The 23,219-nt window shown below is 64.4% G+C and carries 22 protein-coding genes and 1 tRNA gene; 13 read left to right on the forward strand and 10 right to left on the reverse strand.

Annotation, left to right across the window (positions count from 1 at the left end; genetic code table 11):
• Positions 1 to 319: 319 nt before the first annotated feature.
• Positions 320 to 670 carry a FitA-like ribbon-helix-helix domain-containing protein gene (locus C5689_RS03390; RefSeq protein WP_425293390.1) on the forward strand — a complete coding sequence of 117 codons (351 nt, stop codon included), beginning with the start codon at positions 320 to 322 and terminating at the stop codon, positions 668 to 670.
• Positions 667 to 1,095: a PIN domain-containing protein gene (locus tag C5689_RS03395; protein WP_108915871.1), complete on the forward strand. Its 429-nt coding sequence runs from the start codon at positions 667 to 669 to the stop codon at positions 1,093 to 1,095. Before C5689_RS03390 ends, C5689_RS03395 begins: the two co-directional genes overlap by 4 nt.
• A gap of 174 nt (positions 1,096 to 1,269) precedes the next feature.
• On the opposite strand, the gene C5689_RS03400 is transcribed toward C5689_RS03395, so the two are convergent.
• Together C5689_RS03400 and C5689_RS03405 are read right to left on the reverse strand one after the other, a co-directional pair.
• Positions 1,270 to 1,752 carry a tautomerase family protein gene (locus C5689_RS03400; protein ID WP_108915872.1) on the reverse strand — a complete coding sequence of 161 codons (483 nt, stop codon included), beginning with the start codon at positions 1,750 to 1,752 and terminating at the stop codon, positions 1,270 to 1,272.
• Positions 1,753 to 1,804: 52 nt separating this feature from the next.
• Positions 1,805 to 3,211: an NAD-dependent succinate-semialdehyde dehydrogenase gene (locus C5689_RS03405; RefSeq protein WP_108915873.1), complete on the reverse strand. Its 1,407-nt coding sequence runs from the start codon at positions 3,209 to 3,211 to the stop codon at positions 1,805 to 1,807.
• 290 nt (positions 3,212 to 3,501) lie between these two features.
• Between C5689_RS03405 and C5689_RS03410 the strand changes: the two genes are divergently transcribed.
• The 7 genes from C5689_RS03410 (at position 3,502) to C5689_RS19040 (ending at position 10,643) form a co-directional block, all read left to right on the forward strand.
• Positions 3,502 to 4,563 (forward strand): AraC family transcriptional regulator, encoded by a 1,062-nt coding sequence (locus C5689_RS03410; RefSeq protein WP_244594566.1) that lies wholly within the window; start codon positions 3,502 to 3,504, stop codon positions 4,561 to 4,563.
• A gap of 259 nt (positions 4,564 to 4,822) precedes the next feature.
• Positions 4,823 to 5,632, forward strand: a complete 810-nt coding sequence (locus tag C5689_RS03415) for an enoyl-CoA hydratase/isomerase family protein (RefSeq protein ID WP_108915875.1) — start codon at positions 4,823 to 4,825, stop codon at positions 5,630 to 5,632.
• Between the two features lies 1 nt (position 5,633).
• The gene (locus C5689_RS03420; RefSeq protein WP_108915876.1) at positions 5,634 to 6,863 is read left to right on the forward strand and encodes a CaiB/BaiF CoA transferase family protein; all 1,230 of its coding nucleotides are present in this window, start codon (positions 5,634 to 5,636) and stop codon (positions 6,861 to 6,863) included.
• 7 nt (positions 6,864 to 6,870) lie between these two features.
• Complete coding sequence (gene fahA, locus C5689_RS03425; protein ID WP_174800243.1) at positions 6,871 to 8,193, forward strand: fumarylacetoacetase; 1,323 nt, start codon at positions 6,871 to 6,873, stop codon at positions 8,191 to 8,193.
• A gap of 156 nt (positions 8,194 to 8,349) precedes the next feature.
• Positions 8,350 to 8,847, forward strand: coding sequence for a DUF302 domain-containing protein (locus tag C5689_RS03430; RefSeq protein ID WP_146188310.1), 498 nt, complete (start codon positions 8,350 to 8,352; stop codon positions 8,845 to 8,847).
• Between the two features lie 52 nt (positions 8,848 to 8,899).
• Positions 8,900 to 9,760 carry an alpha/beta fold hydrolase gene (locus C5689_RS03435; RefSeq protein ID WP_108915879.1) on the forward strand — a complete coding sequence of 287 codons (861 nt, stop codon included), beginning with the start codon at positions 8,900 to 8,902 and terminating at the stop codon, positions 9,758 to 9,760.
• Between the two features lie 607 nt (positions 9,761 to 10,367).
• Entirely contained in the window at positions 10,368 to 10,643 is a 276-nt protein-coding gene (locus tag C5689_RS19040; RefSeq protein ID WP_425293391.1) for a hypothetical protein, read from the forward strand.
• Between the two features lie 250 nt (positions 10,644 to 10,893).
• On the opposite strand, the gene C5689_RS03450 is transcribed toward C5689_RS19040, so the two are convergent.
• Positions 10,894 to 10,969, reverse strand: a tRNA-Thr gene (locus C5689_RS03450).
• 211 nt (positions 10,970 to 11,180) lie between these two features.
• Between C5689_RS03450 and C5689_RS03455 the strand changes: the two genes are divergently transcribed.
• The 3 genes from C5689_RS03455 (at position 11,181) to C5689_RS03465 (ending at position 13,865) form a co-directional block, all read left to right on the forward strand.
• Positions 11,181 to 12,137: a UDP-glucuronic acid decarboxylase family protein gene (locus C5689_RS03455; protein ID WP_108915881.1), complete on the forward strand. Its 957-nt coding sequence runs from the start codon at positions 11,181 to 11,183 to the stop codon at positions 12,135 to 12,137.
• A gap of 146 nt (positions 12,138 to 12,283) precedes the next feature.
• Entirely contained in the window at positions 12,284 to 13,381 is a 1,098-nt protein-coding gene (locus tag C5689_RS03460; protein WP_158271737.1) for a helix-turn-helix transcriptional regulator, read from the forward strand.
• Between the two features lie 232 nt (positions 13,382 to 13,613).
• Positions 13,614 to 13,865, forward strand: coding sequence for a transposase (locus C5689_RS03465; RefSeq protein ID WP_108915883.1), 252 nt, complete (start codon positions 13,614 to 13,616; stop codon positions 13,863 to 13,865).
• A gap of 4 nt (positions 13,866 to 13,869) precedes the next feature.
• Here C5689_RS03465 and accC read toward each other — a convergent pair whose 3' ends face one another.
• The 6 genes from accC to lptG form a co-directional block, all read right to left on the reverse strand.
• Positions 13,870 to 15,228, reverse strand: a complete 1,359-nt coding sequence (gene accC / locus C5689_RS03470; protein ID WP_108915884.1) for an acetyl-CoA carboxylase biotin carboxylase subunit — start codon at positions 15,226 to 15,228, stop codon at positions 13,870 to 13,872.
• Positions 15,229 to 15,236: 8 nt separating this feature from the next.
• The gene (gene accB, locus C5689_RS03475) at positions 15,237 to 15,779 is read right to left on the reverse strand and encodes an acetyl-CoA carboxylase biotin carboxyl carrier protein (RefSeq protein ID WP_174800244.1); all 543 of its coding nucleotides are present in this window, start codon (positions 15,777 to 15,779) and stop codon (positions 15,237 to 15,239) included.
• Positions 15,780 to 15,785: 6 nt separating this feature from the next.
• Complete coding sequence (aroQ, locus tag C5689_RS03480) at positions 15,786 to 16,229, reverse strand: type II 3-dehydroquinate dehydratase (RefSeq protein ID WP_108915885.1); 444 nt, start codon at positions 16,227 to 16,229, stop codon at positions 15,786 to 15,788.
• A gap of 101 nt (positions 16,230 to 16,330) precedes the next feature.
• A complete protein-coding gene (locus C5689_RS03485; RefSeq protein WP_108915886.1) occupies positions 16,331 to 17,122 on the reverse strand; it encodes a DsbA family protein in 792 nt (263 codons plus the stop codon).
• A 47-nt stretch (positions 17,123 to 17,169) separates the two neighbouring features.
• The gene (locus tag C5689_RS03490) at positions 17,170 to 19,788 is read right to left on the reverse strand and encodes an LPS-assembly protein LptD (protein WP_108915887.1); all 2,619 of its coding nucleotides are present in this window, start codon (positions 19,786 to 19,788) and stop codon (positions 17,170 to 17,172) included.
• Positions 19,788 to 20,873, reverse strand: coding sequence for an LPS export ABC transporter permease LptG (gene lptG, locus C5689_RS03495; RefSeq protein WP_108915888.1), 1,086 nt, complete (start codon positions 20,871 to 20,873; stop codon positions 19,788 to 19,790). Before lptG ends, C5689_RS03490 begins: the two co-directional genes overlap by 1 nt.
• A 433-nt stretch (positions 20,874 to 21,306) precedes the next feature.
• On the opposite strand from lptG, the gene C5689_RS03500 reads away from it, so the two are divergent.
• Positions 21,307 to 22,359 carry an acyltransferase family protein gene (locus C5689_RS03500; RefSeq protein ID WP_108915889.1) on the forward strand — a complete coding sequence of 351 codons (1,053 nt, stop codon included), beginning with the start codon at positions 21,307 to 21,309 and terminating at the stop codon, positions 22,357 to 22,359.
• Positions 22,360 to 22,583: 224 nt separating this feature from the next.
• Here the strand turns inward: C5689_RS03500 and C5689_RS03505 are convergent, their stop codons facing one another.
• The gene (locus C5689_RS03505; protein WP_108915890.1) at positions 22,584 to 23,189 is read right to left on the reverse strand and encodes a pyridoxamine 5'-phosphate oxidase family protein; all 606 of its coding nucleotides are present in this window, start codon (positions 23,187 to 23,189) and stop codon (positions 22,584 to 22,586) included.
• Positions 23,190 to 23,219: the final 30 nt, after the last annotated feature.

Raw genomic sequence — 23,219 nt, forward strand, 5'->3', positions numbered from 1 at the left:
CGACGCATTGCGCTTGCGCCAACAGGAGGCGACGTTTCCTGACTAGCAGCACGGTTGACGTCGATCACATTTCAAGGATTTTGTTCTGGGAGCATTGTCGTGGAAAGACGAATAACTCTCACTGACATAGACCGCCCTGGAGAGGCGCTCGAAGTCGATATTATCGCCGCCGACGAGACGTCTTTGACGCTGGCGGTGCCGAACACATCCGTGCAATTTCGATTATTTCGCCACAGCCGCAACGCTCCCTATCAAGGATCGCTGGGCGGACGGAACTTTTGCTTCGTTCCCCTTGCTGGCGAAGCCAAAAAAGGCCCACGTGGAGCGTCCGACGAAATTCACGGCGCGCGATCCACCCGGCAACGCCAAACTTGATTGCACTGCAATCATTGCCAATTTTGCTAACGACGCCATGCTGGAGGCTGTCGTGGCAAGCATCACAATCCGCAATCTGGACGACGATTTGAAGCGCCGCTTACGTATGCGCGCGGCTGAACATGGCCGCTCCATGGAAGAAGAAGCGCGGGAAATCCTGCGTCGCGCGATCGGCGGCATCATCGCGCCGAAGAATCTCGGCCACGCTATTCACGCCCGCTTCGCTGCTATCGGCGGCGTGGACTTGGAGCTTCCCGCGCGCGGCCTGATGCGCGAACCGCCATCGTTCTCATGAACGAGGCCGTCATCCTGCTCGACATCAACGTCGCCTCCGAGCTGATGCGGCCTAAGCCCGCGCAGACGGTCTTGGACTGGTTCACCGCGCAGGACTCGACCAAGCTGTTTTTCAGCGCGGTGGCCGAATTGCGCACGGACGCGGCGATCCTTCCGACCGGGAAGCGCAGCGACAGTCTGACGGCCACCATCGACATCATGATCACCGAGAATTTCGCGGGCCGCGGCCCGCTCTTCGAAAGCGCAGCTGCGAAAGCCTACGCAATCATCGCCGCGAACCGTCGGACCGCTAGCCAACCGATCCTGGAAGCCGATTGCCAGATCGCCGCCATCACCCGTGTCCGCGGAGCTACGGTGGCAACCCGCAATGTTCGTGATTTCGAGGGATACAACCTTGCGATTGTCGATCCATTCCATGTTCCGTGAGATTCGAGCCACTTTATTTGCAGGGGATCGGCTGCGGCTATGAGGGCGCCGACGACCTCCACTTCGTGGCGAACTCGGGCGCCGAGCGGGCTCCCCTTTCTGAGGCGGAAACGAAGGCCGGCCGCAGGGGAAGCGGCCGGCCCGCGCATCTCACATCGGCTCGGAACCGGTCATTCAGGAGCCGGAGACACCGGCGTTCCAAATCTTCCCGCTAGCCGGAATCGTCTCGTGACAGGAATATGGGCTGACCTTGTTTTCCGCGATCCAGCGCTTCTCCGCGACGGATTCGAAGGGGGGCGGAATCTGGCCTTGAATCGACCAGAGGTCGGCGGGAAGCTCATCAACAGTGACCTCCCAGTCGAATCCGCGATCCTTGACCCAAGGGGCGATAAAGGTGTCGATGGTGTGAACCCACCAGCTTCTCACCACAGCTCCGTTCGCCGTTCGGGCCATCTGGTCGATTTTGAACCGCACGAACTTCGGGTGTGGCTTACCGCCGACGAAAATATTATTCGCCGCCACCTCTTCGAAGATGACCACGACGTAAAACGCTGGAATCGGAACCGTGCCGTACGCTTCAGTGATCTTCGCCACGAACTCCGCCTTGTCGGCATCCGAGTAGGCCCCGACCGGAGTGTAGACCTTCCATAGCGGCATTGTGCTTCCTCCCTCGATGTTATGGCTGCGCCCCGCGTCTTCCGGGCAGGCGTCAGCCGGATTGGACCGGTCCCCACGGTGGGGAGCCAGCCTGAACGACGGTGACCAGCTTGCGATTGACGAACTCACCGAAGCCCAATTCCGACAGCTCGCGGCCGTAGCCCGAACGCTTGACGCCGCCGAATGGCAGCTCGGGGGTCGTCCAGGCAGGCTGGTTCACGAAGACCATTCCGCTCTCGATCCGATCGGCGATCGCGCGACCGCGCGCTGTATCGCCGGCGAAGACCGAGCCGCCGAGACCGAATGGGCTGGCGTTGGCGAGGGCGATCGCCTCCTCCTCGGTGTCAACGACGAAAAGGGACGCGACGGGACCGAACAACTCCTGCGAATAAACCGGGTTTTCGGAGGTTATGTCCGTCAGGACCGTCGCTTGCAGATAGAAGCCCGGCCGGTCGATGCGTTCGCCGCCGACCACGACTTTGGCACCACCCTTCTTGGCCGCGCTGATCTGGTCGAGCAGAAGGTTCAATGCGCGTTCAGAGGACATCGGCCCGAGCCCTGTGTCTTCCGCTGTCGGCTCGCCGACTTTCAGTCCCGCTATGCCGCTGACAAAGGCGTCCTGGAACGCTTGTCCGCGCGCCTGGCCGACCACGATGATGCGCTTGGACGACACGCAGCTTTGGCCCGTGTTGAACATCCGGCCGAAGATGGCGCTCTCGACGGTGGACGCCAGCGGCGCATCGTCGAGGACGATGAGCGGGTCGCTGCCGCCCAGCTCGGCGACAACCTTTTTCAGATTGCGTCCAGCCCGCTCGGCCACGGCGGCGCCGGCGCGCTCGCTGCCGGTGATGGTCACCCCGACGATGCGGGGGTCGTCGATCAGGCGCCCGATCTGTTCGATGCTGGCGAAGAGGTTGGTGAAAACGCCCGCAGGCGCTCCGGCGTCGCGCATCAGCCGCTCGAACGCCAGCGCGCATTGCGGCACGCTTTCGGCGTGCTTGAGCAGCACGACATTGCCCGCGGCGAGTTGCGGGCCGACGACGCGAGCCACTTGGTAATAGGGGAAGTTCCAAGGCTCGATCGCCAGGATCACGCCGATCGGGCGGGTCTCGAGCACGCTGTCGGGGAAGCCGGAAAAGGTCTTCGGCCGCGAGAATTCCTCGGCGTGGCTGGCGTAATAGTCGAGGATCGCCGCGGAGAGCTGGACCTCCGCCCGGGCCGCGTCCGAGAGCTTGCCCATCTCGAGGGTGACGTAGCCGGCGTATTCATCCGCTCGCTCCCGCAGCAGCGCCGCCGCCTTCGAAAGGACCCGGGCGCGCTCCGCCACCGGGCGATCGCGCCAGTCCGTCTGGTAGGCCCGTCGAGCGGTGGCGATGGCCGTTTCGAGCGCCGCCTCGGAGATGTCGTCGAAGGACTTCAAACGCGCTCCCGACGCTGGGTTCACAGTTGCGTAGGCCATGTGTGTTCCTCCGTCGTTTCGAGAGCCACGACGGCTCTCGCTGCTCTTGCTCGTCCGTCTCATCGCGGAGCTTAGGCGCTCGCGACTTCGTCGGATAACGCTGAACTCTGCCAATCTAGGCGTTCGAATGTGCCAGTCGGCTCTGCGCCGCCTATTGATTTGTCGCCTCCTGTCGAGCCTCTGATCGGCCTGTCGCGGCCGGATCATCCGTTGCGCGGCGGCAGAAGAGGTGGTGAAGTCGTGCCAATGTCCCGAACGGGGAGGAGGGATCGTTGAAAGCGATCAAGATCGTGCATCCGCTGCCGGACGACCACGACGCTCCAACGCAAAGCCTGCTCGGGTTGAGCGCGCTCGCCGCGGAATTGGGCGCGCAGGGCGTCTCCGTCGAAGATCTTTTCGCGCGGACGGGTATCCGGCCTTGCCAGTTGGAGGACCCGAAAGCGCGCATGTCGCACCGCCAGCGGCTGGCCATTTACGCCAATGCCCGCCGGCTGGCGACGCGACCGGAGATCGGCCTGCTCGCCGGCGCGCGGCAGCGGCTGAGCGATTATGGCATCTACGGTTACGCCATGGTCAGCAGCGCGACCTTCGGCCAGGCGCTGCTGCTCTCGGTCGAACATGTGACCATGGCGGGGCCGGCGGTGAGGCAGATCAGCTTCAGCATCGAAAACAACACCGCCATTCTGCGCAGCCACGGCGTGGAGGCGCTCGGCGACCTGCTGCCCTTCGCCGCCGAGTTCTGGCGCAGCTCGATGACGTCGCTGTTCAGCCACGTCCTGGGAGCGCCCTTTCCCACCAAGCGAATGATTTTCACATTCCCGCGCCCGCAATATTGGCGGCTCTACGAGCGGATGTTTAATTGTCCGATCGAGTTCGGCCGCGAGACCATGGAGTGGCGTTTCGACCCCGCCGTCCTCGATCGAGCCTGCCCGAACGCCAATCCGATCACCGCCCAGGTGTGCCAGCAATTCTGCGATCGGGTGTTGACCGAGACGACCGGCGGCGCCGATTTGGCGCGACAGATCCGCGTCGTCTGCCTCAACAGCTCGCAGCAATTTCCGCCCGCCCGGGAGGTCGCGGACAAGCTGGGCCTTTCTTTGCGCACCCTGCATCGGCGGCTCTCGGAGAGCGGCGTGTCGTATCAGGGAATCATCGACGACCTGCGCCGATCGATCGCCACCGAATATCTGGAGAACACGAGGCTGCAGATCGAAGAAGTCGCCGAACGCGTGGGCTTCGCGGATGCTACGAGCTTCCGCAAGGCCTTCAAGAAGTGGACGGGACATGCGCCGAGTGTCTATCGCGGCGGTCTGCAGGTGGGGCCCGACGGGATCCTCTCCAAGGTCGAATAAGAGGCCATAAAGCCTCGCGCTTGGCGTGATTTGACCCGTTATGATCACCTTGCGTGCGATGGTCGCGAAGGCTGGACGACCAACGAATATGAAAACGAGATGTGGGGTCCGACTGGCAGTTTCGAATGCGAAAATTGGCAGAGTCGGACATGGCTGGTTCGCCGGTTCACCGGCACACTCCCTCCCAGCGACGCCGCGAGGCGAAGCGCCAGCGTTCCAGTCAGCGGCGACGCGACTGTGGAACACAGGGAGATAGGGAATGACGTCGACAGCCGTCCAGGACTCCCGAACGCCGGCGGCCGACGCGCCCGTCCAATGGACGCTCGACGGCGCAGTCGCCGTGGTGACGATGATCAAACCGCCGCACAACCTTCTCGACGACGCCATGCTCGAGGCCCTCGTCGCAGCCTATCGGGCGGCGGTCGAGGCCGGCGCGCGCGCCATTCTGCTGCGCAGCGCCCTGCGCCACTTCTGCGCGGGCGCGGAGGTCGAGACCTTCGGCGTCACGACGGTCATACACACCGATCCCGTCAAATTCGCCGCCCTCATGGAGGGTCTGGAGAGCATCCCGGTCCCGACCATCGCCGCTCTGAACGGCGGCGTGCTGGGCGGCGGCCTGGAGATCGCGTTGACCTGCGACATGATCCTGGCCGCGGACTCCGCCTTCGTGGGCCAGGTCGAGGTCGCGGTCGGTCTACACCCGATGCTCGGCGGAACCCAGCGCCTGGTGCAGCGCGCCGGCGTCGCGCGCGCCAAGGAGATCGCGATGCTCGGCCGCCGCCACTCGCCGCAGGCCTTCGAGCGGTGGGGCGTCATCAATCTGGTCGTTCCCGAAGAGGAGCTCGGCACGGTCTCCCTGACCTGGGCCCGACAGCTCGCCGCGGGCCCGACGCGGATTCTCGGCGGCATCAAGATGCTGGCCAATGAATCGGCGCGCGCGGGCATTGCCGCGGCCGACCGACGGCAAGTCGAGATCAACGAGGCGATATGGGCGACCGAAGACCGGAAACGCGGGATCGAGGCGTTCCTGAAGACTGGGCCGGGCACGGCCGTCTACGATGGAAACTGAGATGTCGGCGCCCCTGCAAGGCCTGCGCGTCGTCGACTTCACCCGCGTTCTCGCCGGCCCCCATTGCACCAAGGCACTACGCGACCTCGGCGCGGACGTCATCAAGATCGAGCCCCCGTCGGGCGACATCGGTCGCAAGGGCCTGCCGCACATCGGCGAGATGGGCCTCTATTTCGCCCAGCAGAACGCCGGCAAACGCAACCTCAGCCTCGACCTCAACTGGAAAGAGGCGCGGGAGATCGTCACGGAGCTCTGCCGCCACGCCGACATCATCGTGGAGAACTTCCGCCCAGGCACGCTCGCGCGCTTCGGCCTCTCTTACGAGGACGTGAGCGCCTACAATCCCCGTATCGTTTATGTGTCGATTAGCGGTTACGGCCAATCCACTTCCTGGCGCGGCCGGCCCGCCTTCGCGCCCACGGTGCAATGCGAGACGGGCCATACTTCGATTGTCCACGCCCATTACGGCGCCGCTCTCAGCGCGCCGATGAACGACGCCGCGAGCCACGCCGACGTTTATACCGGGCTGCAGGGCGTGATCGCGGTGCTGGCCGCCCTCGAGCACCGGCACAAGACCGAGAAAGGCCAGCACGTCGACGTCTCGATGGCCGCCACCATGCTCTCGGTTAACGAGCGCGCCGGCGCTCTGCTGTCGGCGATCGACACCGAGGGCGAGCCGATCGCCCTCTCGGCCAATGAATCCCACATCTACGAGCTGCCCGGAGGCAAACGGCTGACGATCGCCGCCAGCCCGATCTACACGCCGATGTTCATGAGCTATTGCGGGATGATGCGGCGGACGGATCTGCTGGTCGATCCGCGGTTCGCCACGGCGCGGCTCCGGCGGACCAATCTCGACGCCCTCCTCGCCGAGGTGCGGGCCTGGATCCTGACCTTCGAGGATCTGGCGCAGCTGCAGACCCAGGTCAGTGAAGCCGGCCTCGCGGTGGGCGAAGTCCGTTCGATCACCGAGTTCGCGGAGACGGACTGGGTCAGGGAATGGAACGCCATCGTCGAGGTCGACGATCGCAATGGCGGCACGACGCCGATGCCGGGCGCTCCGTGGATCTTCAGCGGCGCCGAGCTGCCGACGCCGGGTGCGCCGGCCTTTCAGGGCGAGCACAATGCCGAGATCTGCGCGGAAGCCAATGTGGCGCCCGAGGCCATCCAGAGCTTGAAGGACCGACGCATCCTTCTGAGCCGCCGCAGCATCACGGGCGGTTTCGATTGAGGTCATCATGATCGCGATCAACCACACGCACGACAAGGCCGCCCGCAGCTGGGTGGCTGGCGCCAACGGGCCGGACGGGGACTTCCCGATCCAGAATCTCCCTTTCGCGGTGTTTCGACGCGCGGGCGAGCAGCATCATTGGCGGGGCGGCGTCGCAATCGGCGACCACATCGTCGACATGCATGCGCTTGGCGACGCCGCATTGCTCGAGGGCGCCGCCGCCGCTGCCGCGCGCGCCTGCGTCTCGCCGTCCCTGAACGCCCTCTTCCGGCTCGGGCCCACCGCCTGGCGAGCGCTGCGCCACGGCCTGTTCGATCTCCTGAAGGAAGGCGCTCCGCCGGCCGAGCGCGACGCCGTGGCTGCATGTCTGGTTCCGCGGGAGGACGCGATCTTCAAGGTCGCGACCGACATCGGCGACTATACCGATTTCTATACCTCGCTGTTTCACGCGGACAACATCGGCCGGGCGATGGGCCTCGAGCTGGTCACGCCGAATTTTCGCTGGATGCCGCTCGCCTACCACGGCCGGGCGTCGAGCATCGGCGTCAGCGGGCGTCCGGTCCGCCGGCCCCTCGGGCAGGCCAAGCCTCCCGGCGCGGTCGTCCCGCAGCTCCAGGCGTGCCGGAGGCTGGACTACGAGGCAGAGCTAGCGATCTACATCGGCCAGGGCAATGCGGCGGGCGAGCGGGTCCCGATCGACGAGGCCGAGGACAAGGTGTTCGGCATCGGTCTGCTCAATGATTGGTCGGCCCGCGACATCCAGGTCTGGGAGCAGGCGCCGCTCGGACCGTTCCTGGCGAAGAACTTCGCGACCGGCGTGTCGCCGTGGATTGTCACCCTGGAGGCGCTGGCGCCGTTTCGCGCGGCGGCGCCACGCCCGGAGGGCGATCCCGCGCCACTGCCCTATCTCGACAGCGATCAGAACCGAATGTCCGGCGGCTTTGACATCGTCCTGGAAGTCCGCTTGGGCACGGCGCGTCAGCGAGAGGCCGGCCGCTTGCCGCGGCGCGTCTCGGTCACCAGCTTTCGTCACCAATATTGGACGGTGGCGCAGATGATCGCCCACCATACGGTGAACGGCTGCAATTTGCAGATCGGCGATGTGATCGGCAGCGGCACGGTTTCCGGCCCCGGCGAAGGGGAGGCGGGGGCGCTGAGCGAACTGAGCAAGGCCGGAAGCGCTCCCGTGCCACTGGACGCCGGCGAGGAGCGCGCCTTCCTCGAAGACGGCGACACCGTCATCTTGTCCGGCTATTGCGCCAAGGACGGTTTCGCTCGGATCGGCTTTGGCGACTGCGCCGGCGAAGTGCAGCCAGCGCCCACTTTGTAGAAGCCGCCCGCGACGGCGGCGCCACGCAGTCGTGTCAGGCGTTGCGATGATTGCGGCGCAAGTGCGCATCACGCTCGTCGGGCAGCGTCGGCAAGGGAGATACGCGAATGTTCTCGATCCGCCGAAGGCAGTGTGCAAATTCACCATGAGGCGGCCATGATCGATAGCTTCACCGTCGAGCACCATGAGCATGTCAGCCATCGCTCCTTCGCGGAGGTCGTCGCGGCCTTCGAGGCTGAGCTCGGCAGTGTCGAGGACGGCGCGCTTCCAAGGGAAGTGGCCGCAGCGACGAGTCGAACCGACTTCGAGACGCGCATCAGGCGCTACGAGGGTCGGAGCGGTTTCATGCGCTTCTTGACCAATGATCACGGCGCCTGGATGGGGAGGATGGGCACGGACGCTAAAATTCGTTCGTATGTCATCGGCAACCCGCTGGTCGCGCAGACCATGATCACCCACGACCCCGGCGTCGGGCTCAACGTCCCGATACGAGTCGCGATCTTCCAAACGTCAACGGGCGAGGTTCGTCTGGCCTATGATCTGCCGTCATCTCTGATGAGCCGGCTCCACAACGAAGACGTATCCGCCGCCGCTCTCGAGCTCGACGCCAAGCTCCGCGCTTTGGCCGAGCGCGCGACAGGCGCTGTCGCGTGAAATCGACACGGACGCAGTCTGCTTATGTTTCCCTGACCAACCGGAGGATGACATGACCGACCTCGACGCAGCGACATCCGAGCGCGCGACGCTGGAAACCGCGCCCACACGTTACATCGAAGGCGATGGCATCCGCTTCGCCTATCGCCAGCTTGGTCCTTCGACTGGAACACCACTTGTTTTGTTGCAGCATTTCTCGGGCAACATCGACGCATGGGATCCCGCCGTCGTGAACGCCCTGGCGTCGGATCGTTCGGTGATCGCGTTCGACAACGCCGGCGTCGGCCGTTCCACGGGCAAGACACCGGACAATGTTGTGGCCATGGCCCGCGACGCCGTGACATTCCTCGACCTTCTCGGCTTCTCGAAAGTCGATCTGCTGGGATATTCGCTCGGCGGCTGCGTCGCTCAGCAGATCGCGCCGGAGCACAGCTCCCTCGTCCGGAAGCTGATCCTCGTCGGCACCGCGCCACAGGGCGGCGAAGAGCATTTGCTGGCGGTTCTCGAAGAGGCTTTCTCCCACACCGAAGCGCCAGATCCGCGGCTGCCGCTGTTCTTCACCCAATCGGCGGCGAGCCAAGCCGCTGGCAAGGCGTTTCTCGACCGCGTCTACACCCGGAAGGAAGATCGGGACATCGATAACGGCAGCGCCGTAACCGATCCACAGGCGAAGGCGCTGATCACCTGGTGCGCAACGCCCGATCCCGAGCACGCGCTCCTACGAGCGATCGAGCAGCCCAGCCTGGTGGTGAGCGGCAGCCATGACACCATGCTGCCAGCGGGCAACGCTTATGCGATGTTCAAAGCGATGAGCAATGCTCAGCTCATTCTATATCCCGACTCCGGCCATGGGGCACTCTTCCAGCACCACTCGCTGTTCGTGAGCCAAGCACGAGCATTTCTGGACGCCTAGGAGCGTAATGAAAGTGGGCGATACGGAGCCCCGATAAAATTGGGACGCGCGACGCCGAATAGCTGTGACCATTGTCGTGTTGCTCTCAAGTCGGCTCTGCTTCACTCTCGGCGCAAGCCGCGATTTTGCTCCCGCGCTCGGCGCCATCTCGATCTGGGCGAGAGCCAGCCGGCTTTCCGAGGGGCGGTTCGAGAGACGGCGCTCGCAACGCGCAGACAAAGTCGACGCGCTCGATTCGCTTCACGACCGCCTCGCCGGCTTCTTCGACTCGATCAATCGGTGACGCTATTTTCGGCAAATCCTCGTCACTGGCGCTCACCGATAACCGCATATCGGCCGCCCCGGAAGCTAGGCCGGCTTGGCCCTTGGCAGCCCCTTGCTAGGATTTTCTCTACTTGTATTAAATGGCTGTATTTCAACGTCAAAAATAGGTCTGTAATTCGCGACTGAAAAGCGCGGGTCTCGACCGATCAGTCAATTCCGCGGTTTCCTGGAATTTTACATTGACGACGTTCTCTCTGCTCAATTCGCTGACGGCGATCCTGGAGGTTGCAATAGCCAACATAACAATTCCAATCTGGACGACGGCTTGAAGCGCCGCTTGCGTGTGCAAGCGGCCGAACACAGCCACTCCACGGAAGAGGAAGCGCGAGAACTCCGACGGGAGGCCGTCAGCGGGGCGAGCGCACCGAAAAATGTCGGCCGGGCGATTCATACCCGCTTTGGCTATCGGCGGCGTAGGGCTGGAGCTTCCTACACGGGGCCCGGTGCACGAATCGTTGACATTCTCGTGTACGATGCCGTTACCGCGCTCGACGCCAATACGGTCTCCGAGCCAAAGCGGCCGAAATCCGCGTCCGGCGGTTTTGATCCGAGTGCATAGATTCCGTTTGGAGCAACCGAGAGTTCAGGCATTCTAAGCAGAAACGGCCCCGAAGGGCCGTTGCTAACTATCAGATTGCCATTGCGATTTTTTGGAGCGGGCGAAGGGATTCGAACCCTCGACCCCAACCTTGGCAAGCCTGGACAAGCTTTGGGGCCGAATTTGGTGACAAGGTGGTGACTTGAAAACCCGCGTCGAGTTGTTGCTCGGCTACTCACAAGGAATAATGCTTATTTTTCAGGTGTTTAATTGGTGCCGGTTGCAGGATTCGAACCCGCGACCTACTGATTACAAATCAGTTGCTCTACCAGCTGAGCTAAACCGGCGTTTGGACGTCGGGCTCTCTATACGCCGACGCGCTTCGCCAGAAAAGAGCGCGGGCGGCCGGTTCGAAACCGGCCGGCCAGTGTCTCGGCGCTACGAGCCGAACCGGCAGCGTTGCGCCAGGGAGAGCGAAATGCTATCTGGACACCTCACGCCGCGACGAATCGAAATTCGAGAACTTGCCGCTTTTTGTGAGATCATCCCGGGCGTCACATGGAAAATCGCAGGATTTTGGTCACTGGCGGCGCGGGGTTTCTCGGTTCCCATCTGTGCGAGCGGCTGATCGCGGCCGGGCACGAGGTCCTCTGCGTCGATAATTTCTTCACCGGCCAGCGTAAAAATATTCACCATCTGCTCGATCACGACAATTTCGAGCTGCTGCGCCACGACATCACCTTTCCATTATTCGTCGAGGTCGACGAGATCTATAATCTCGCTTGTCCCGCTTCGCCGATCCATTATCAATTCGATCCCGTGCAGACGACCAAGACCAGCGTCCTCGGCGCGATCAACATGCTCGGCCTCGCCAAACGGCTCAAGGTCAAAGTATTCCAGGCATCGACTTCGGAAGTCTATGGCGATCCTTCCGTCCATCCGCAGCCGGAATCCTATTGGGGCAATGTCAATCCGCTCGGGCCGCGCGCCTGTTACGACGAAGGCAAGCGCTGCGCCGAGACTTTGTTCTTCGATTATCATCGGCAGCATCGGCTGAAAATCAAAGTCGTGCGCATCTTCAATACTTATGGCCCGCGTATGCACGCCCGCGACGGACGCGTCGTCTCCAACTTCATCGTGCAGGCGCTCAAGGGCGAGCCGATCACCATTTATGGCGAAGGCCAGCAGACGCGCTCCTTCTGCTATGTCGACGATCTCATCGGCGGCTTCACGTCGCTGATGGATTCGCCCGACAATATCGTCGGTCCGATCAACATCGGCAATCCGAATGAATTCACCATTCGCCAGCTCGCCGAGCAGGTGATCGACCTCACCGGCTCCGCCTCCAAGCTCGTCTTCGAGCCGTTGCCGGCCGACGACCCCAAGCAACGCCGGCCCGATATTTCCGCGGCGGAGAGCCTGCTCGGCTGGGCGCCCACAGTTCAATTGCGCGAGGGCCTCCTGCGCACCATCGCCTATTTCGACGAGACGCTGGGCCGGCCTCGCCGAGCATAGCGACGCGGTAGCGCGTTTCCAGCCGAAGCGGACGCCGGTTCGGTGTAGGAAACGGAAAGGTTTCAGCGCGCGGCGGAGCGTCTCTCTTTCGAGGTCGCGCGACGGACATCTCGCGTCCCTCGCTCATGACCGGCGGACGTCGTCCAATGTCGAGAGTCGATCAGTCGAAATTCGAAGCCTTGGCCGACCGAATCTACGAGGCCGCCGTCGTTCCGGAACTCTGGCCGGAGCTGCTCGAAACGATCGGCGCGCTCAGCGGCGCTTTCGGCGGCGTTCTCTTCGCGAGCAATCCGCAATTTTCCGGCTGGACGGCGTCGCCGCGCATCGCGCCCATGTTCGCCGAATTCGTCGAGAAGGGATGGGCGGCGCGCAATCCGCGTCCGGCGCGCGGCCTCGCCTTCGGCGCCGGCGGCTTCGTCGGCGATCACGAGCTTTTCTCGCCGGAGGAAATGGACGCCGATCCCACCTATGGCTATTTGCGCGGCCAGGGGATGGGCTGGTGCGCCGGCAAGATCGCCGCCCCGCCCTCGGGCGATATGCTGGTCTTCAGCTGGGAAAGGCGCTTCGTCGACGGCCCCTTCGATCGCGCGACGCTCGACGCTTTGAACGCCATCGGCGGCCATCTCGCCCGCGCGGCGCTCATCGCCGCGCGGCTCGGCCTCGAGCGCGCGCGCATGGCCGCCGAGACGATGCGCGCGCTCGGCCTGCCAGCGGCGGTATTGTCACGCTCGCATCGGCTGCTGCTCGCCAATGATCTGTTCACGCGCTTCGCGCCATCGCTGGTCCAGGATCGGCGCGAGCGCGTAGTCATCGCCGATCCACGCGCCGACGCGCTGTTCGAGCAGGCGCTCGCCCGTTTGCGCGTGATCGGCGCGCCGGCCGGCGTCCAATCGCTGCCGATTCCCGCCCGCGAGGGCAGCCGGCCGCTGATCCTGCATCTCGCGCCGATTCGCGGCGCGGCGCAGGATGTGTTCGCCGCCGGCGAATTGCTGCTGGTCGTCACCGAAGTGACCTTGGGAGCGGCGCCCAGCGCCAGCCTGCTGCAAGGCCTGTTCGATCTCACCCCCGCAGAGGCGCGCGTCGCCCGCGCCATCGCCGCGGGCCGGCCCGCCTCGGAAATCGCCAGGGAGCACGGCGTCTCGGGGGAGACCATTCGCACTCAGCTCAGATCGGTCTTCGCCAAGACCGGCGTGTCGCGCCAGGTCGATCTCGTCCGCCTGCTCGCCGGCGCCACTCTGCCATGAGCCCATTCTCCTCCGATCGGGGGAGACGCCGGAAGCGCGACCCATATAGGGAGTGCATGCGGCGCTCTCGGCGCGGGTCGAGAGGGTTCGGGGAAACGCATGTCCAGTCTCGACGATCGCAGGAGGAACGCTCCGAGAGCGAGCGACGCCGCGGCCGGCCGTGGGCGTAGTCGATAGCGCTGCGGCTGTGTGCGGAAACCAATGTGATCGACAGCCGACTTGATGATGACGAATGGCGCTCTGCGCGAGCTTCGTCATTGAGACTGGTGCAAAACGCGGACGACCGCCGCGCGATCGTCGCCGCGTCATCGACGGCGTGCTCTGGGTCGCGCTGACCGGCGGCGCCTGGCGCGAGCTGCCGGCAGAATATAGCAATTGGAGAGGGGCGGCCGATGGCGCCTTTCTGCGCATGGCAAGCAGGATGCGGAAGCAGGCCGCGCTCGCCGCCGTCTGCGCGCTGCCCGGCCGGCGAGCGGCGCGCTGACGCCTCAAAAGCTCGGCTCTATGCCGCCCGTCGCCAGAAAATGCTCGAGCCAGTGAATGTCGTAGACGCCATTCTGGACATCGGCGTTGCGCACCAGCGTGCGGAACAGCGGCAAGGTCGTGTCGACCCCATCGATGATGAACTCGTCCAGCGAGCGTCGCAGGCGCATCAGCGCCTCGGTGCGGTTGCGGCCGTGGACGATGAGCTTGCCGATCAGCGAATCATAATTGGGCGGGATCGTGTAGCCCTGATAGGCCGAGGAATCGACGCGCACGCCGACGCCGCCCGGCGGATGATAATAGGCGATGCGCCCGGGCGAGGGCCGAAAGCTCGACGGATGCTCGGCGTTCACGCGGCATTCGATCGCATGGCCCCAGAACCAGATATCCTCCTGCCGCAGCGACAGTGGCGAGCCGGCGGCGACGCGGATCTGCTCGCTGACGAGATCGACGCCGGTCACGGCCTCCGTCACCGGATGCTCGACCTGGATGCGCGTGTTCATCTCGATGAAATAAAAGGCGCCGTTCTCATAGAGAAACTCGATCGTGCCGGCGCCGGCATATTTCAGCTCGCGCATCGCATTGGCGCAGATTTCGCCAATCTCGGCGCGCTGCTCGTCGTTGAGCGCGGGCGAAGGGCTCTCTTCCCACACCTTCTGGTGGCGGCGCTGCAGCGAGCAATCGCGCTCGCCGAGGTGGATCGCCTGGCCCTTGCCGTCGCCGAACACCTGAATTTCGATGTGGCGCGGCTTGTCGAGATATTTCTCGAGATAGACGGTGTCGTCGCCGAAAGCGGCCTTGGCCTCGGCGCGCGCGGTCGCGAGCGCGGAATGCAGCTCGGCCTCGCTGCGGGCGACCTTCATGCCGCGGCCGCCGCCGCCGGAAGCCGCTTTCACCAGCACCGGATAGCCGATCTTCGCCGCGACTTTCGCGCCCTCTTTATCGTCGGTGATCGGCCCGTCGGAGCCGGGCACGCAAGGGATGCCAAGGCGCTTGGCGGTGGCCTTGGCCTCGATTTTGTCGCCCATCAGGCGGATATGCTCCGCCTTGGGGCCGATGAAGGTGAGGCCGTGCTCGGAGACGATCTCGGCGAAACGGGCGTTCTCGGAGAGAAAGCCATAGCCCGGATGCACAGCGTCGGCGCCGGTGATCTCGCAGGCCGACAGCAGCGCCGGAATATTGAGATAGGATTCGCGCGCCGCCGGCGGGCCGATGCAGACCGATTCATCGGCGAGCTTCACATGCATGGCGTCGGCGTCGGCCGTCGAATGCACGGCGACCGTCGCTATGCCGAGCTCCTTGGCCGCGCGCAGCACGCGAAGCGCGATTTCGCCGCGATTGGCGATGAGGATTTTGTCGAACATCGCGCGCCCTACTCGATCACGAGGAGCGGTTCGCCATATTCGACCGGCTGTCCGTCTTCGACCAGAATGGCCGTCACCACGCCGCCCTTGGGGGCGACAATGTCGTTGAAGGTCTTCATCGCCTCGATGAGCAGCAGCTTGTCGCCGGCGGTGACGCGGGCGCCGACCTCGACGAAGGGCTTGGCGTCCGGGCTCGGCCGCAGATAGGCGGTGCCGACCATGGGCGATTTCAGCGCGTCGGCGTGCTCGGCCGCCGCGGCGGGGGCCGGCGCGGCAGGTCTGGCAGCGGGCGCCGGCGCGGCGACAGGGGCCGGCGCATAGGCTGCGGCCGGCAGAGCGATGGTCGCATGGGCAGGCGCCACGACGGCCGGCGTGCGCGCGGCGCGAATACGCAGATCGCCCTTCTGGACCTCGATCTCGGTCAGATCGCTCTCGCCGAGCAGGCGTGCGATCTCACGCAGCAGCTCGGTGTCGACGCCGGCGGCTCCGGCGGCGACTTTCGGTTTTGCGGCAGTGGTGGAAGGGCGACGAGTTTGGGCTTTGCGCGCCATGATTGCTCAGGTCTTTCTTTCTTCTCGATCGAACAATGCGTCCAGCGCCAGAACGTAGGAATCGGCTCCGAAACCGGCGATGACGCCGCGAGCCACTGGCGCGATGAAGGAGTGACGCCGAAAATTCTCCCGCGCATGAACATTGGAGAGATGCACTTCGACGACTGTCGCTCCCGAGCCTTTGATGGCGTCATGGAGCGCGATCGACGTATGGGTGAAGGCACCGGCGTTGAGGATCACCGCCGCGCCGACTTTGCCCGCCTCCTGAATCCAGTCCACGAGGTCGCCCTCGTGATTGGACTGCCGGAACACGAGATCGAGCCCGCGGGCGGCGCAAATCTCGGCCAGCCGCGCCTTTATATCGTCGAGCGTCGCGCGGCCGTAGACATCGGGCTCGCGCGTCCCGAGCAGATTGAGGTTTGGACCGTTGAGAACATGGACGGCGGGCATGAGGGTCCTGAACGAAGGGCGGGTCCTGAACGAAGGGCGCGCGCCGCCCCGGCGGGGCCTCTTCTAGCCTCATTGCCGCCGCGAAGGAAGCCCCGCCCCCGTCAGCAGACCGTCTTGCCGCACTTGCGCGTGTTGTCGATCTTGGCTTTGAGCTGCTGATAGCCGACCGCGCCGACGATCACCTCCTTGCCCAGCACCCAGGACGGCGTGCCGCTCAGATTGAGGCTGTCGGCGAGTTCCATGACCTCCTTGATGGACGCCTTGCTCTCGGGGCTTTTGGCGTCCTTCTCGAGCTTGGCCGGATCGGCGCCAAGCTCCTTGGCGACGGCGATCGCCTGCGCCTTGCCGACCGCGCCGCGCGTGTTGAGCAGCTTGCGATGGAATTCGTAGAATTTCTCCGGCTTGAGCTGCAGGCGCGCCGCGCCGGCGACCTCGGCCGCCTCGACCGAGCCGGCGCCGAGCACGGGGAAATCCTTCAGCACGACGCGCAGCTTGGGGTCGCCGTCGATGAGCTTGGCGATATCGTCCAGCGCGCGTTTGCAATAGCCGCAGTTATAGTCGAAGAACTCGACCAGAGTGACGTCGCCCGCCGGATTGCCGATCACCGCCTGATTGGCGGAATTGAACAATTTATCCGCGCCCTGAGTGACCGCCTTTTGCCGCGAATCCGCCTCGGCGACCTTCTGGCGGCGCTCGAGCTCGTCGATGGCGTCGCGAATCACCTCTGGATTGGCAATGAGATAATCATGGACGATTTTCTCGATCTCGGCCTTTTGCGGGACCGCGAGCTCGGCGCGCAGCGGCGTGGCGACGGCGGCGAGGCCGACCGCCGCGACGGCCGCGGCGCGGACGAGAGCGCCGAGGTCGAAAATTTGGGCGAGCCGCAGCGACATGGCAATCTCCTCGAGGGGTTCGGAACGTCCTCTTCGACGTTCGCGCGTCAGGGCTGGGTGCGCACGCCGTCGTTGAGCTGAAGCGAGCCGAGCCCATAGTTGAATTTGGCGTCGCCGAGCGTGCGCAATTGCAACGACACCATGATGGTCTGGTTCCGCGAGAGCCCGGTCGAGGTGTTCCCTTGGAAGACCGACGAATAATTGACGGAGACGGTGGTGCATTCGTCGTGGTAGCCGCCCCCGAGGCCCAGCGCGGCGACCGAGAACAGCGGCGCCGATCCGGTGATCGTGCTGCCCGTCAGCGTGATATTCGTCGCCGGCGAGACGGTCAAGGAATTGTAGAGATAGCGGCTCATGTCGAAAGTGGCGGAGCCGGTGAGAAAATAATTCTTGGTGATGTCGTAGCGGCCATTCACCGACATGCCCTGGCGGCGCTGGTCGAAGCCGATCACCGGCTGCGACGCGTAATTGGCGTATTGCAGATTGACGGTGAGCGGATCGAGCTTGAACGAGGCGATGACGTCTATGCGGCGGCCGCGCAATCCGTCCGGATCGAACCGCCCTTTGCCGACGATGCTGAAGAACGACGAAGGCGCGATGGCGAGACGGCCGACCCAATCCGAAGTGCGCGTGTCGAGGCCCGAAGAAAGGCCGACATTGGCGGCGTCGGCGGTGGAATAGCCGTTCTTGCCGGCCAGCTGCCGCGACTGGCCGACGAGGGCGTTGATGAAGCCGCCATTGGCGAAGGTCAGCGTGCCCTGCCCGCCGTAATTGATGCGCGTGCCGGTCTCGAAGCGGTCGTAGCCGGAATATTTGCTCCATTCGAACAGGTTGGAATCGTCGAAGACGAGGCTCTGCGCGTCCATGTTGACGAGCGAGGGGATCGACGACTGGTTCGGCCGCGCCACCACTTGCGCGATCGGTTCGACCACGAGATCGCCGAGATTGCTGCGCGCGAGAATGGGATAGCGCCATTCGACGCCGCCGCCCGGCGTCGCCTGTCCCCGAAACACGCTGTCCGCGCCATTGACGAACAGCGACTGCGCAGAATTGGGAATCGGCTGCCCGACGCTGTTGTAGGCGGCGTAGGAATTCGTCGAGTCGTAATTGAGATAGGAGCCGGTCACGCGGGTGAAGGCGAAGGGCGTCCAGGCGCCGCCGATCGGGTCGATGAAGCGGCGCTGCCAGGAGGCCATCGCCGTCGCATGTTGATAGTCGCCGCCGACGCCGCGCAGCAGGCAGCCGCTCTTGTACGGATCGACGGAGGGCGAGTAGAGCTGGCAGACGTTATAGAGGCCATAGAGCGAATCGAGCGTGCGCGGCTGGATCGACTCGTAATTGGCGATGCTGGCGGAGGTGCTGGTGAAATTGGCGTCCAGCGTGATCTGGCCGCCGATGCCGAAGGTCTTGGCCGGGTCCACGGCGAAAGAGCGATTATAGTCGAGCAGAGGATGCACGACCGGCTGCTGCGCCTGCACGTCGCTGGCCGACAGGCCCTGGAAGTAATAGCCGCGCAGATCGAAATAACTGCGCGGCCCCTGCCCGGTCAAATAGACGGTCGAAGACGCCTCGCGGAAGAAGTAGTTCTGCAGGAAACTGTTGTACTGCTTGTAATCCTGCAGGAAATAGCGGTCGCTGAGCACGGTGGCGTCCCAGCCGAAGCGCCAATAATCGTTGATGGCGAATTCGCCATTCGAATAGATCGAGCCGCGCCAGCGCTCGTTGCGCGCGCCATAGGGCGCGATGGTGAAGGCGCTGGGGTCGCTGACATGCGTCCCCTCGGCGCGGATGACATAGGAGCCGTTCTCGAGCCGATGACGGAACTCGGCCGCGAGGAAGGGGCCCTGCCGCGTGAAGCCGGTCGGCGTGATGGTGAGATCGTAATTGGGCGCAATCGCCCAATAATAAGGCACGCCGACGCCGAAGCCGAGCTGCTGGCGATAGGTCAGCTGCGGGTTGAGAAAGCCGGACTTGCGCTTCACCGATGGATCGGCCGACCAGAAATAGGGGACATAGGCGATCGGCGTCCCGAACAGTTCCAGCGAGGCGTCCTCGTAATAGATCACCTTCTCGTCATTGTCGTGGATGATGCGCTTGGCGTGGACGGTCCACAGCCGGGGCTTGCTCGGATCGTTCTGGCAGGCGTCGCAGGCGGTATAGGCGCCTTGCTCGAAGGTCGTGACCTCGCCCGCGCGCTCGGCGCGCGGCGAGGTGAAATGCGTGCTCTCGGCGCTCTCGACCTGCAGGCTGTCGATAAAGCCGTTCTTGAAGTCGTCGGTGAAGTCGAAGCGATCGGCATAGGCGATCGATCCGTCCTTCTCGGTGAGCTTGGCGTGGCCTTCGGCGAAGACGCGCTGCGTGTTGCGGTCATAGACGACGCGGTCCGCCTCCAGCACCCGGCCCTTGTAGAAAATCTGCACGGAGCCGCGCGCTGTGACGACGTTACGGCGCTCGTCATAGGCGAGCTCCTTGGCCTCCACCACCATGCGCTGCGCGCTCTCGGGCGGCGGCGCGGCCAGCGGCTGCGCGCGACCCACGACCGGGGCCGCGAAGAGAAGAACAGCGAGGGCCGGAGAGAGCCGGGAAAGAAGGCGCGACGACGCCGGCCCGGAGCGGATTCGCTCCGGCCCCGGCCTAGATTCGCGAGAGCGACGACGGGACTCCATCAGCCGTCCTCCGAATGCAGTAGAACGAGCGCACCCAACATGCTTCCGACGAGAGCAGGCGACCAAGCAGCGACCAGCGGGCTGATGACGCCCGCGCCGCCCAGATCGGAAAAGATTTTCGAGCCGATATAAAGCACGAAGCCCGAGACGACGCCACCCGAAATGGTCCGTGCGATTCCGCCAAATCGAAAGAATCTTAATGAAAAGGAAGCGGCGACGAGAACCATGGCGACCAGCAGCAGGGGCCGCGCCAGAAGCGTTTGAAATTGCAGCGTATACCCGGTCGGGTCGAGGCCTGCGTCGCGGCTGCTGTCGCCGAGCCGCGGCAGATCCCAGAAGGGCGCGCCCTGCGGCGGCGTCGCCGCCGAGGCGAGCTGCTCGGGCGTCAGATCGGTGGCCAAAAGATAGGAGCCGACGGCCCGCGATGCTTCGCCCGGGGCGCTGACGCGGGCGTCTTCGAGCACGAAAACGCCGGCGAGCAGCCGCGCCCGCGCCGCCTCGACGCGCTCGAGGAAGACCCCGTCCTTCTGATAGACATTGACGCTGACGCCATCGAGCGCGAGGCCGCCGGCCCGCACATCGACCGCATGCATGATCGCCTGACCGTCGACGCCATTGAGGCGGAACCATTTGCCGTGATCGATGCGCACGCTGCCTTCCACGCCGAACAGATCGAGCTCCATCTGGTCGGAGCGCATCTTCATCATCGCCGAGACCGGATTATAAAGTGTGACCGAAACGATCCCGATCGTCGCCGCGACGAGCGCCGGCGGCAGCAGGAACTGCCAGACCGACATGCCCGAGGCGCGCGCGACGACGAGCTCGAGCTTGCGGGTGAGGTCGACGAAGGTCGCCATGGAGCCGAACAGCACGGCGAAGGGGAGAATCAATTCCGCCGTCGCCGGGACGCGCAGCAGGGTCATCAGCGCCACAGTGCCGGCGCCCGCCTGCGGAATGTCGCCGGCGCGCCGCAGCAGCTCCACGAAATAGACGACGAACATGAGACAGAACATGGCGACGAAGATCGCCATGATCGTCTTGGTGAATCGCGCGGCGAGATAGCGCGTGATGGTGACGCCGATCATCCGACCCTCGCGCGCGAATCGAAATCGGAGAGGCGGAACGAGGCCGGCACATGTCGCGCAGAATCGATCGCCATCGCCTGTCGTCGCCCTCCCCCCGATGCGCCCTGCCGACGCGACCTGTTCCGCACCGCTTGGCTAGACGCTCCGACGGCTCGGCGCAAGCCGAGGCCGGCGCGAGGGTCGATCGACGCGGTCGATCGAAGCTGCCCTGCCCTCGAGGCTTTTCCTGGGCGAAGCCGCGCCGCCCCCGCCTCACCGGCTCGCGCGCTCTTCGACCGAAGGGTCGATGCATCCGACCGAGACCATTCGTCGACCTCCCCTGACGCGCGCCTCTCGCCCATCGTTTCGTAACCTTCCGCCGCTAGCTTGCGAATTTGCTCGACGAAGCGCGCGCCTCCTGCGCCGCCCGCCAGCCGCATAGAAATGGGCGTCGATGCGAGAATCTCGGATCGCCTGGGTCGACAATGCAAAAGGAATGAGCGTCATCCTCGTCGTCATGATGCATTCCGCGCTCGGCGTCGGAGAGGCGATGGGGGACGAGGGGCTGCTGCATTGGATCGTGGCTTTCGCCAAGCCGTTTCGCATCCCCGGCTTTTTTTTCATCGCCGGGCTTTTCCTGTCCCGCGGAATCGATCGCGACTGGCGCGCCTATCTCGATACGAAGCTCGTCCATTTCGCTTATTTTTATTTTCTGTGGCTCTTCGTCCAATGGCTGTTCAAGAGCGGACTGTGGTCGGGAGCCGATCCGCTGAACGCGTTTCGGCAATTGGCGCTCGCCACGATCGAGCCGTTCGGCACATTGTGGTTCATTTATCTGCTGCCGATCTTTTTCGTCGTCGCCAAGCTGCTGCGCGGCGTTCCGCCGCCGATCCTGCTGCTGGCGGCCGCGCTGCTGGAGACCGCCCGCATCGAGAGCGGCTGGACCGCGCCGGACGAATTCGCCGCTCGCTTCTTCTTTTTCCTGGCCGGTCATATGTTGGCGCCGCAGGTCTTCGCCCTGGCCGAATCGGCGAGGCGGGCTCCGCGCGCGGCGCTGACATGGCTGCTCGGCTGGGCTGCGGCCGAAGCCGCATTGGCCTTCTCGCCGGCCCCGATCGCCGGCTATTCCACGCTCGCATCGCTGCCGCTGATGAGCCTCACGGCCGGCTTGGCGGGCGCGGCGGCCGTCATCGCCGGCGCCGCGCTCGCCTGCGATCTTCCGGCAATGGGATGGCTACGCTATTGCGGCGCCAATTCACTGGCGATCTATCTCGGATTTTTTCTGCCTATGGCGGCCGCGCGCAAGCTCATCGTCGATCATGATCTCGTCGCAAATGTGGACATGGCCTCGCTCATCGTCACGCTGACCGCGGTGGGCGGCCCCCTGCTCCTGCAAAAAATGACGAAGCGCGGGCGATTTCGCTTTCTCTTCGAAAGGCCGGCATTCTTCCGGCTCGCGGCGAGATCTCGCGAGATCGAGCGGGACGCCCGCCAGGACGCTCTCTGAGCTCCGATTTCCGACCCTGTTCGACGAGGGAAGGCCGAGAGGGCCCGATCGCCCTGCGCTTTCGCCGCCAGCGCCTAGAGGGGACGAAAGTCCCACAGGGCGCGCCTATCCTCGATATTCGATTGAGCGACCTGAGACATGGGTGACAGTTTGTTCCGGACACATGGGCCACGCCTCCACATTTTGTTCGCTTTCATCGCCGAGATGAAAACCGCGTCCGGGATTCAGCGTCGCCTCTGTTCTATCAGCGCTTCGAGCTCGGCGATTCGCCGATCCCGCTTCGCCAGCATATCGTCGACCTCATCGGCGTCGATCTTGCGCGGAATGTGCTGGGGGCAGTTGGCGTCCCAGGCCGACACACTGAACAGAAGCACGCGCTCGGGCGCCGCGGCGTGGTCATCGGGCGTCACTGATCGGAGCAAAGCGTCATCTCCTTCCACCATGGAGGCCTCGCCCCAGATCTTGATCCGGCGCCGGTTCGCATAGTCCATCAGAAAAATGAACGCCTTGCAGTTGTCGAGCAGATTGCCCTGCGAGATGAACTGACGGTTGCCTCTGAAATCGGCCATCGCCAAACTGTGCTCGTCGATCGGCATGAGGAAGCCGCGCGGCCCGCCGCGATGCTGGATATAGGGTTGTCCCTCGGCGTTCACGGTCGCGAGGTAGAAGCTGTTCTGCTGGGCGATGAACGCCGCCAGTTGGGGGGTGATGCGGTCCTGCCAGCCACGCGCCTCCATTTTGGCATAGGCGTCGCGCGAGCCGTTTCGGCGCTGAAGCTGCTTCACCGTCTCGGTGAAGGCGATGTCGCTGTTGGGGCGTTGGTTGTCCATGATCGATCCCTTGGCAGAGTCGAGGGAGCG

This window comes from Methylosinus sporium, from assembly GCF_003113265.1.
Classification (GTDB): domain Bacteria; phylum Pseudomonadota; class Alphaproteobacteria; order Rhizobiales; family Beijerinckiaceae; genus Methylosinus; species Methylosinus sporium.

Bases quoted from the DNA above. Each gene is read 5' to 3' on its own strand.
- C5689_RS03505 (WP_108915890.1), bottom strand. From the start codon at position 23,189: ATGGACAACCAACGCCCCAACAGCGACATCGCCTTCACCGAGACGGTG.
- C5689_RS03415 (WP_108915875.1), top strand. From the start codon at position 4,823: ATGACGTCGACAGCCGTCCAGGACTCCCGAACGCCGGCGGCCGACGCG.
- C5689_RS03455 (WP_108915881.1), top strand. From the start codon at position 11,181: ATGGAAAATCGCAGGATTTTGGTCACTGGCGGCGCGGGGTTTCTCGGT.
- C5689_RS03400 (WP_108915872.1), bottom strand. From the start codon at position 1,752: ATGCCGCTATGGAAGGTCTACACTCCGGTCGGGGCCTACTCGGATGCC.
- C5689_RS03490 (WP_108915887.1), bottom strand. From the start codon at position 19,788: ATGGAGTCCCGTCGTCGCTCTCGCGAATCTAGGCCGGGGCCGGAGCGA.
- C5689_RS03500 (WP_108915889.1), top strand. From the start codon at position 21,307: ATGCGAGAATCTCGGATCGCCTGGGTCGACAATGCAAAAGGAATGAGC.
- C5689_RS03395 (WP_108915871.1), top strand. From the start codon at position 667: ATGAACGAGGCCGTCATCCTGCTCGACATCAACGTCGCCTCCGAGCTG.
- aroQ (WP_108915885.1), bottom strand. From the start codon at position 16,229: ATGCCCGCCGTCCATGTTCTCAACGGTCCAAACCTCAATCTGCTCGGG.
- C5689_RS03405 (WP_108915873.1), bottom strand. From the start codon at position 3,211: ATGGCCTACGCAACTGTGAACCCAGCGTCGGGAGCGCGTTTGAAGTCC.
- C5689_RS03460 (WP_158271737.1), top strand. From the start codon at position 12,284: ATGTCGAGAGTCGATCAGTCGAAATTCGAAGCCTTGGCCGACCGAATC.
- accC (WP_108915884.1), bottom strand. From the start codon at position 15,228: ATGTTCGACAAAATCCTCATCGCCAATCGCGGCGAAATCGCGCTTCGC.
- C5689_RS03435 (WP_108915879.1), top strand. From the start codon at position 8,900: ATGACCGACCTCGACGCAGCGACATCCGAGCGCGCGACGCTGGAAACC.
- accB (WP_174800244.1), bottom strand. From the start codon at position 15,779: ATGGCGCGCAAAGCCCAAACTCGTCGCCCTTCCACCACTGCCGCAAAA.
- C5689_RS03420 (WP_108915876.1), top strand. From the start codon at position 5,634: ATGTCGGCGCCCCTGCAAGGCCTGCGCGTCGTCGACTTCACCCGCGTT.
- lptG (WP_108915888.1), bottom strand. From the start codon at position 20,873: ATGATCGGCGTCACCATCACGCGCTATCTCGCCGCGCGATTCACCAAG.
- C5689_RS03485 (WP_108915886.1), bottom strand. From the start codon at position 17,122: ATGTCGCTGCGGCTCGCCCAAATTTTCGACCTCGGCGCTCTCGTCCGC.
- C5689_RS03465 (WP_108915883.1), top strand. From the start codon at position 13,614: ATGGCGCTCTGCGCGAGCTTCGTCATTGAGACTGGTGCAAAACGCGGA.
- C5689_RS03430 (WP_146188310.1), top strand. From the start codon at position 8,350: ATGATCGATAGCTTCACCGTCGAGCACCATGAGCATGTCAGCCATCGC.
- fahA (WP_174800243.1), top strand. From the start codon at position 6,871: ATGATCGCGATCAACCACACGCACGACAAGGCCGCCCGCAGCTGGGTG.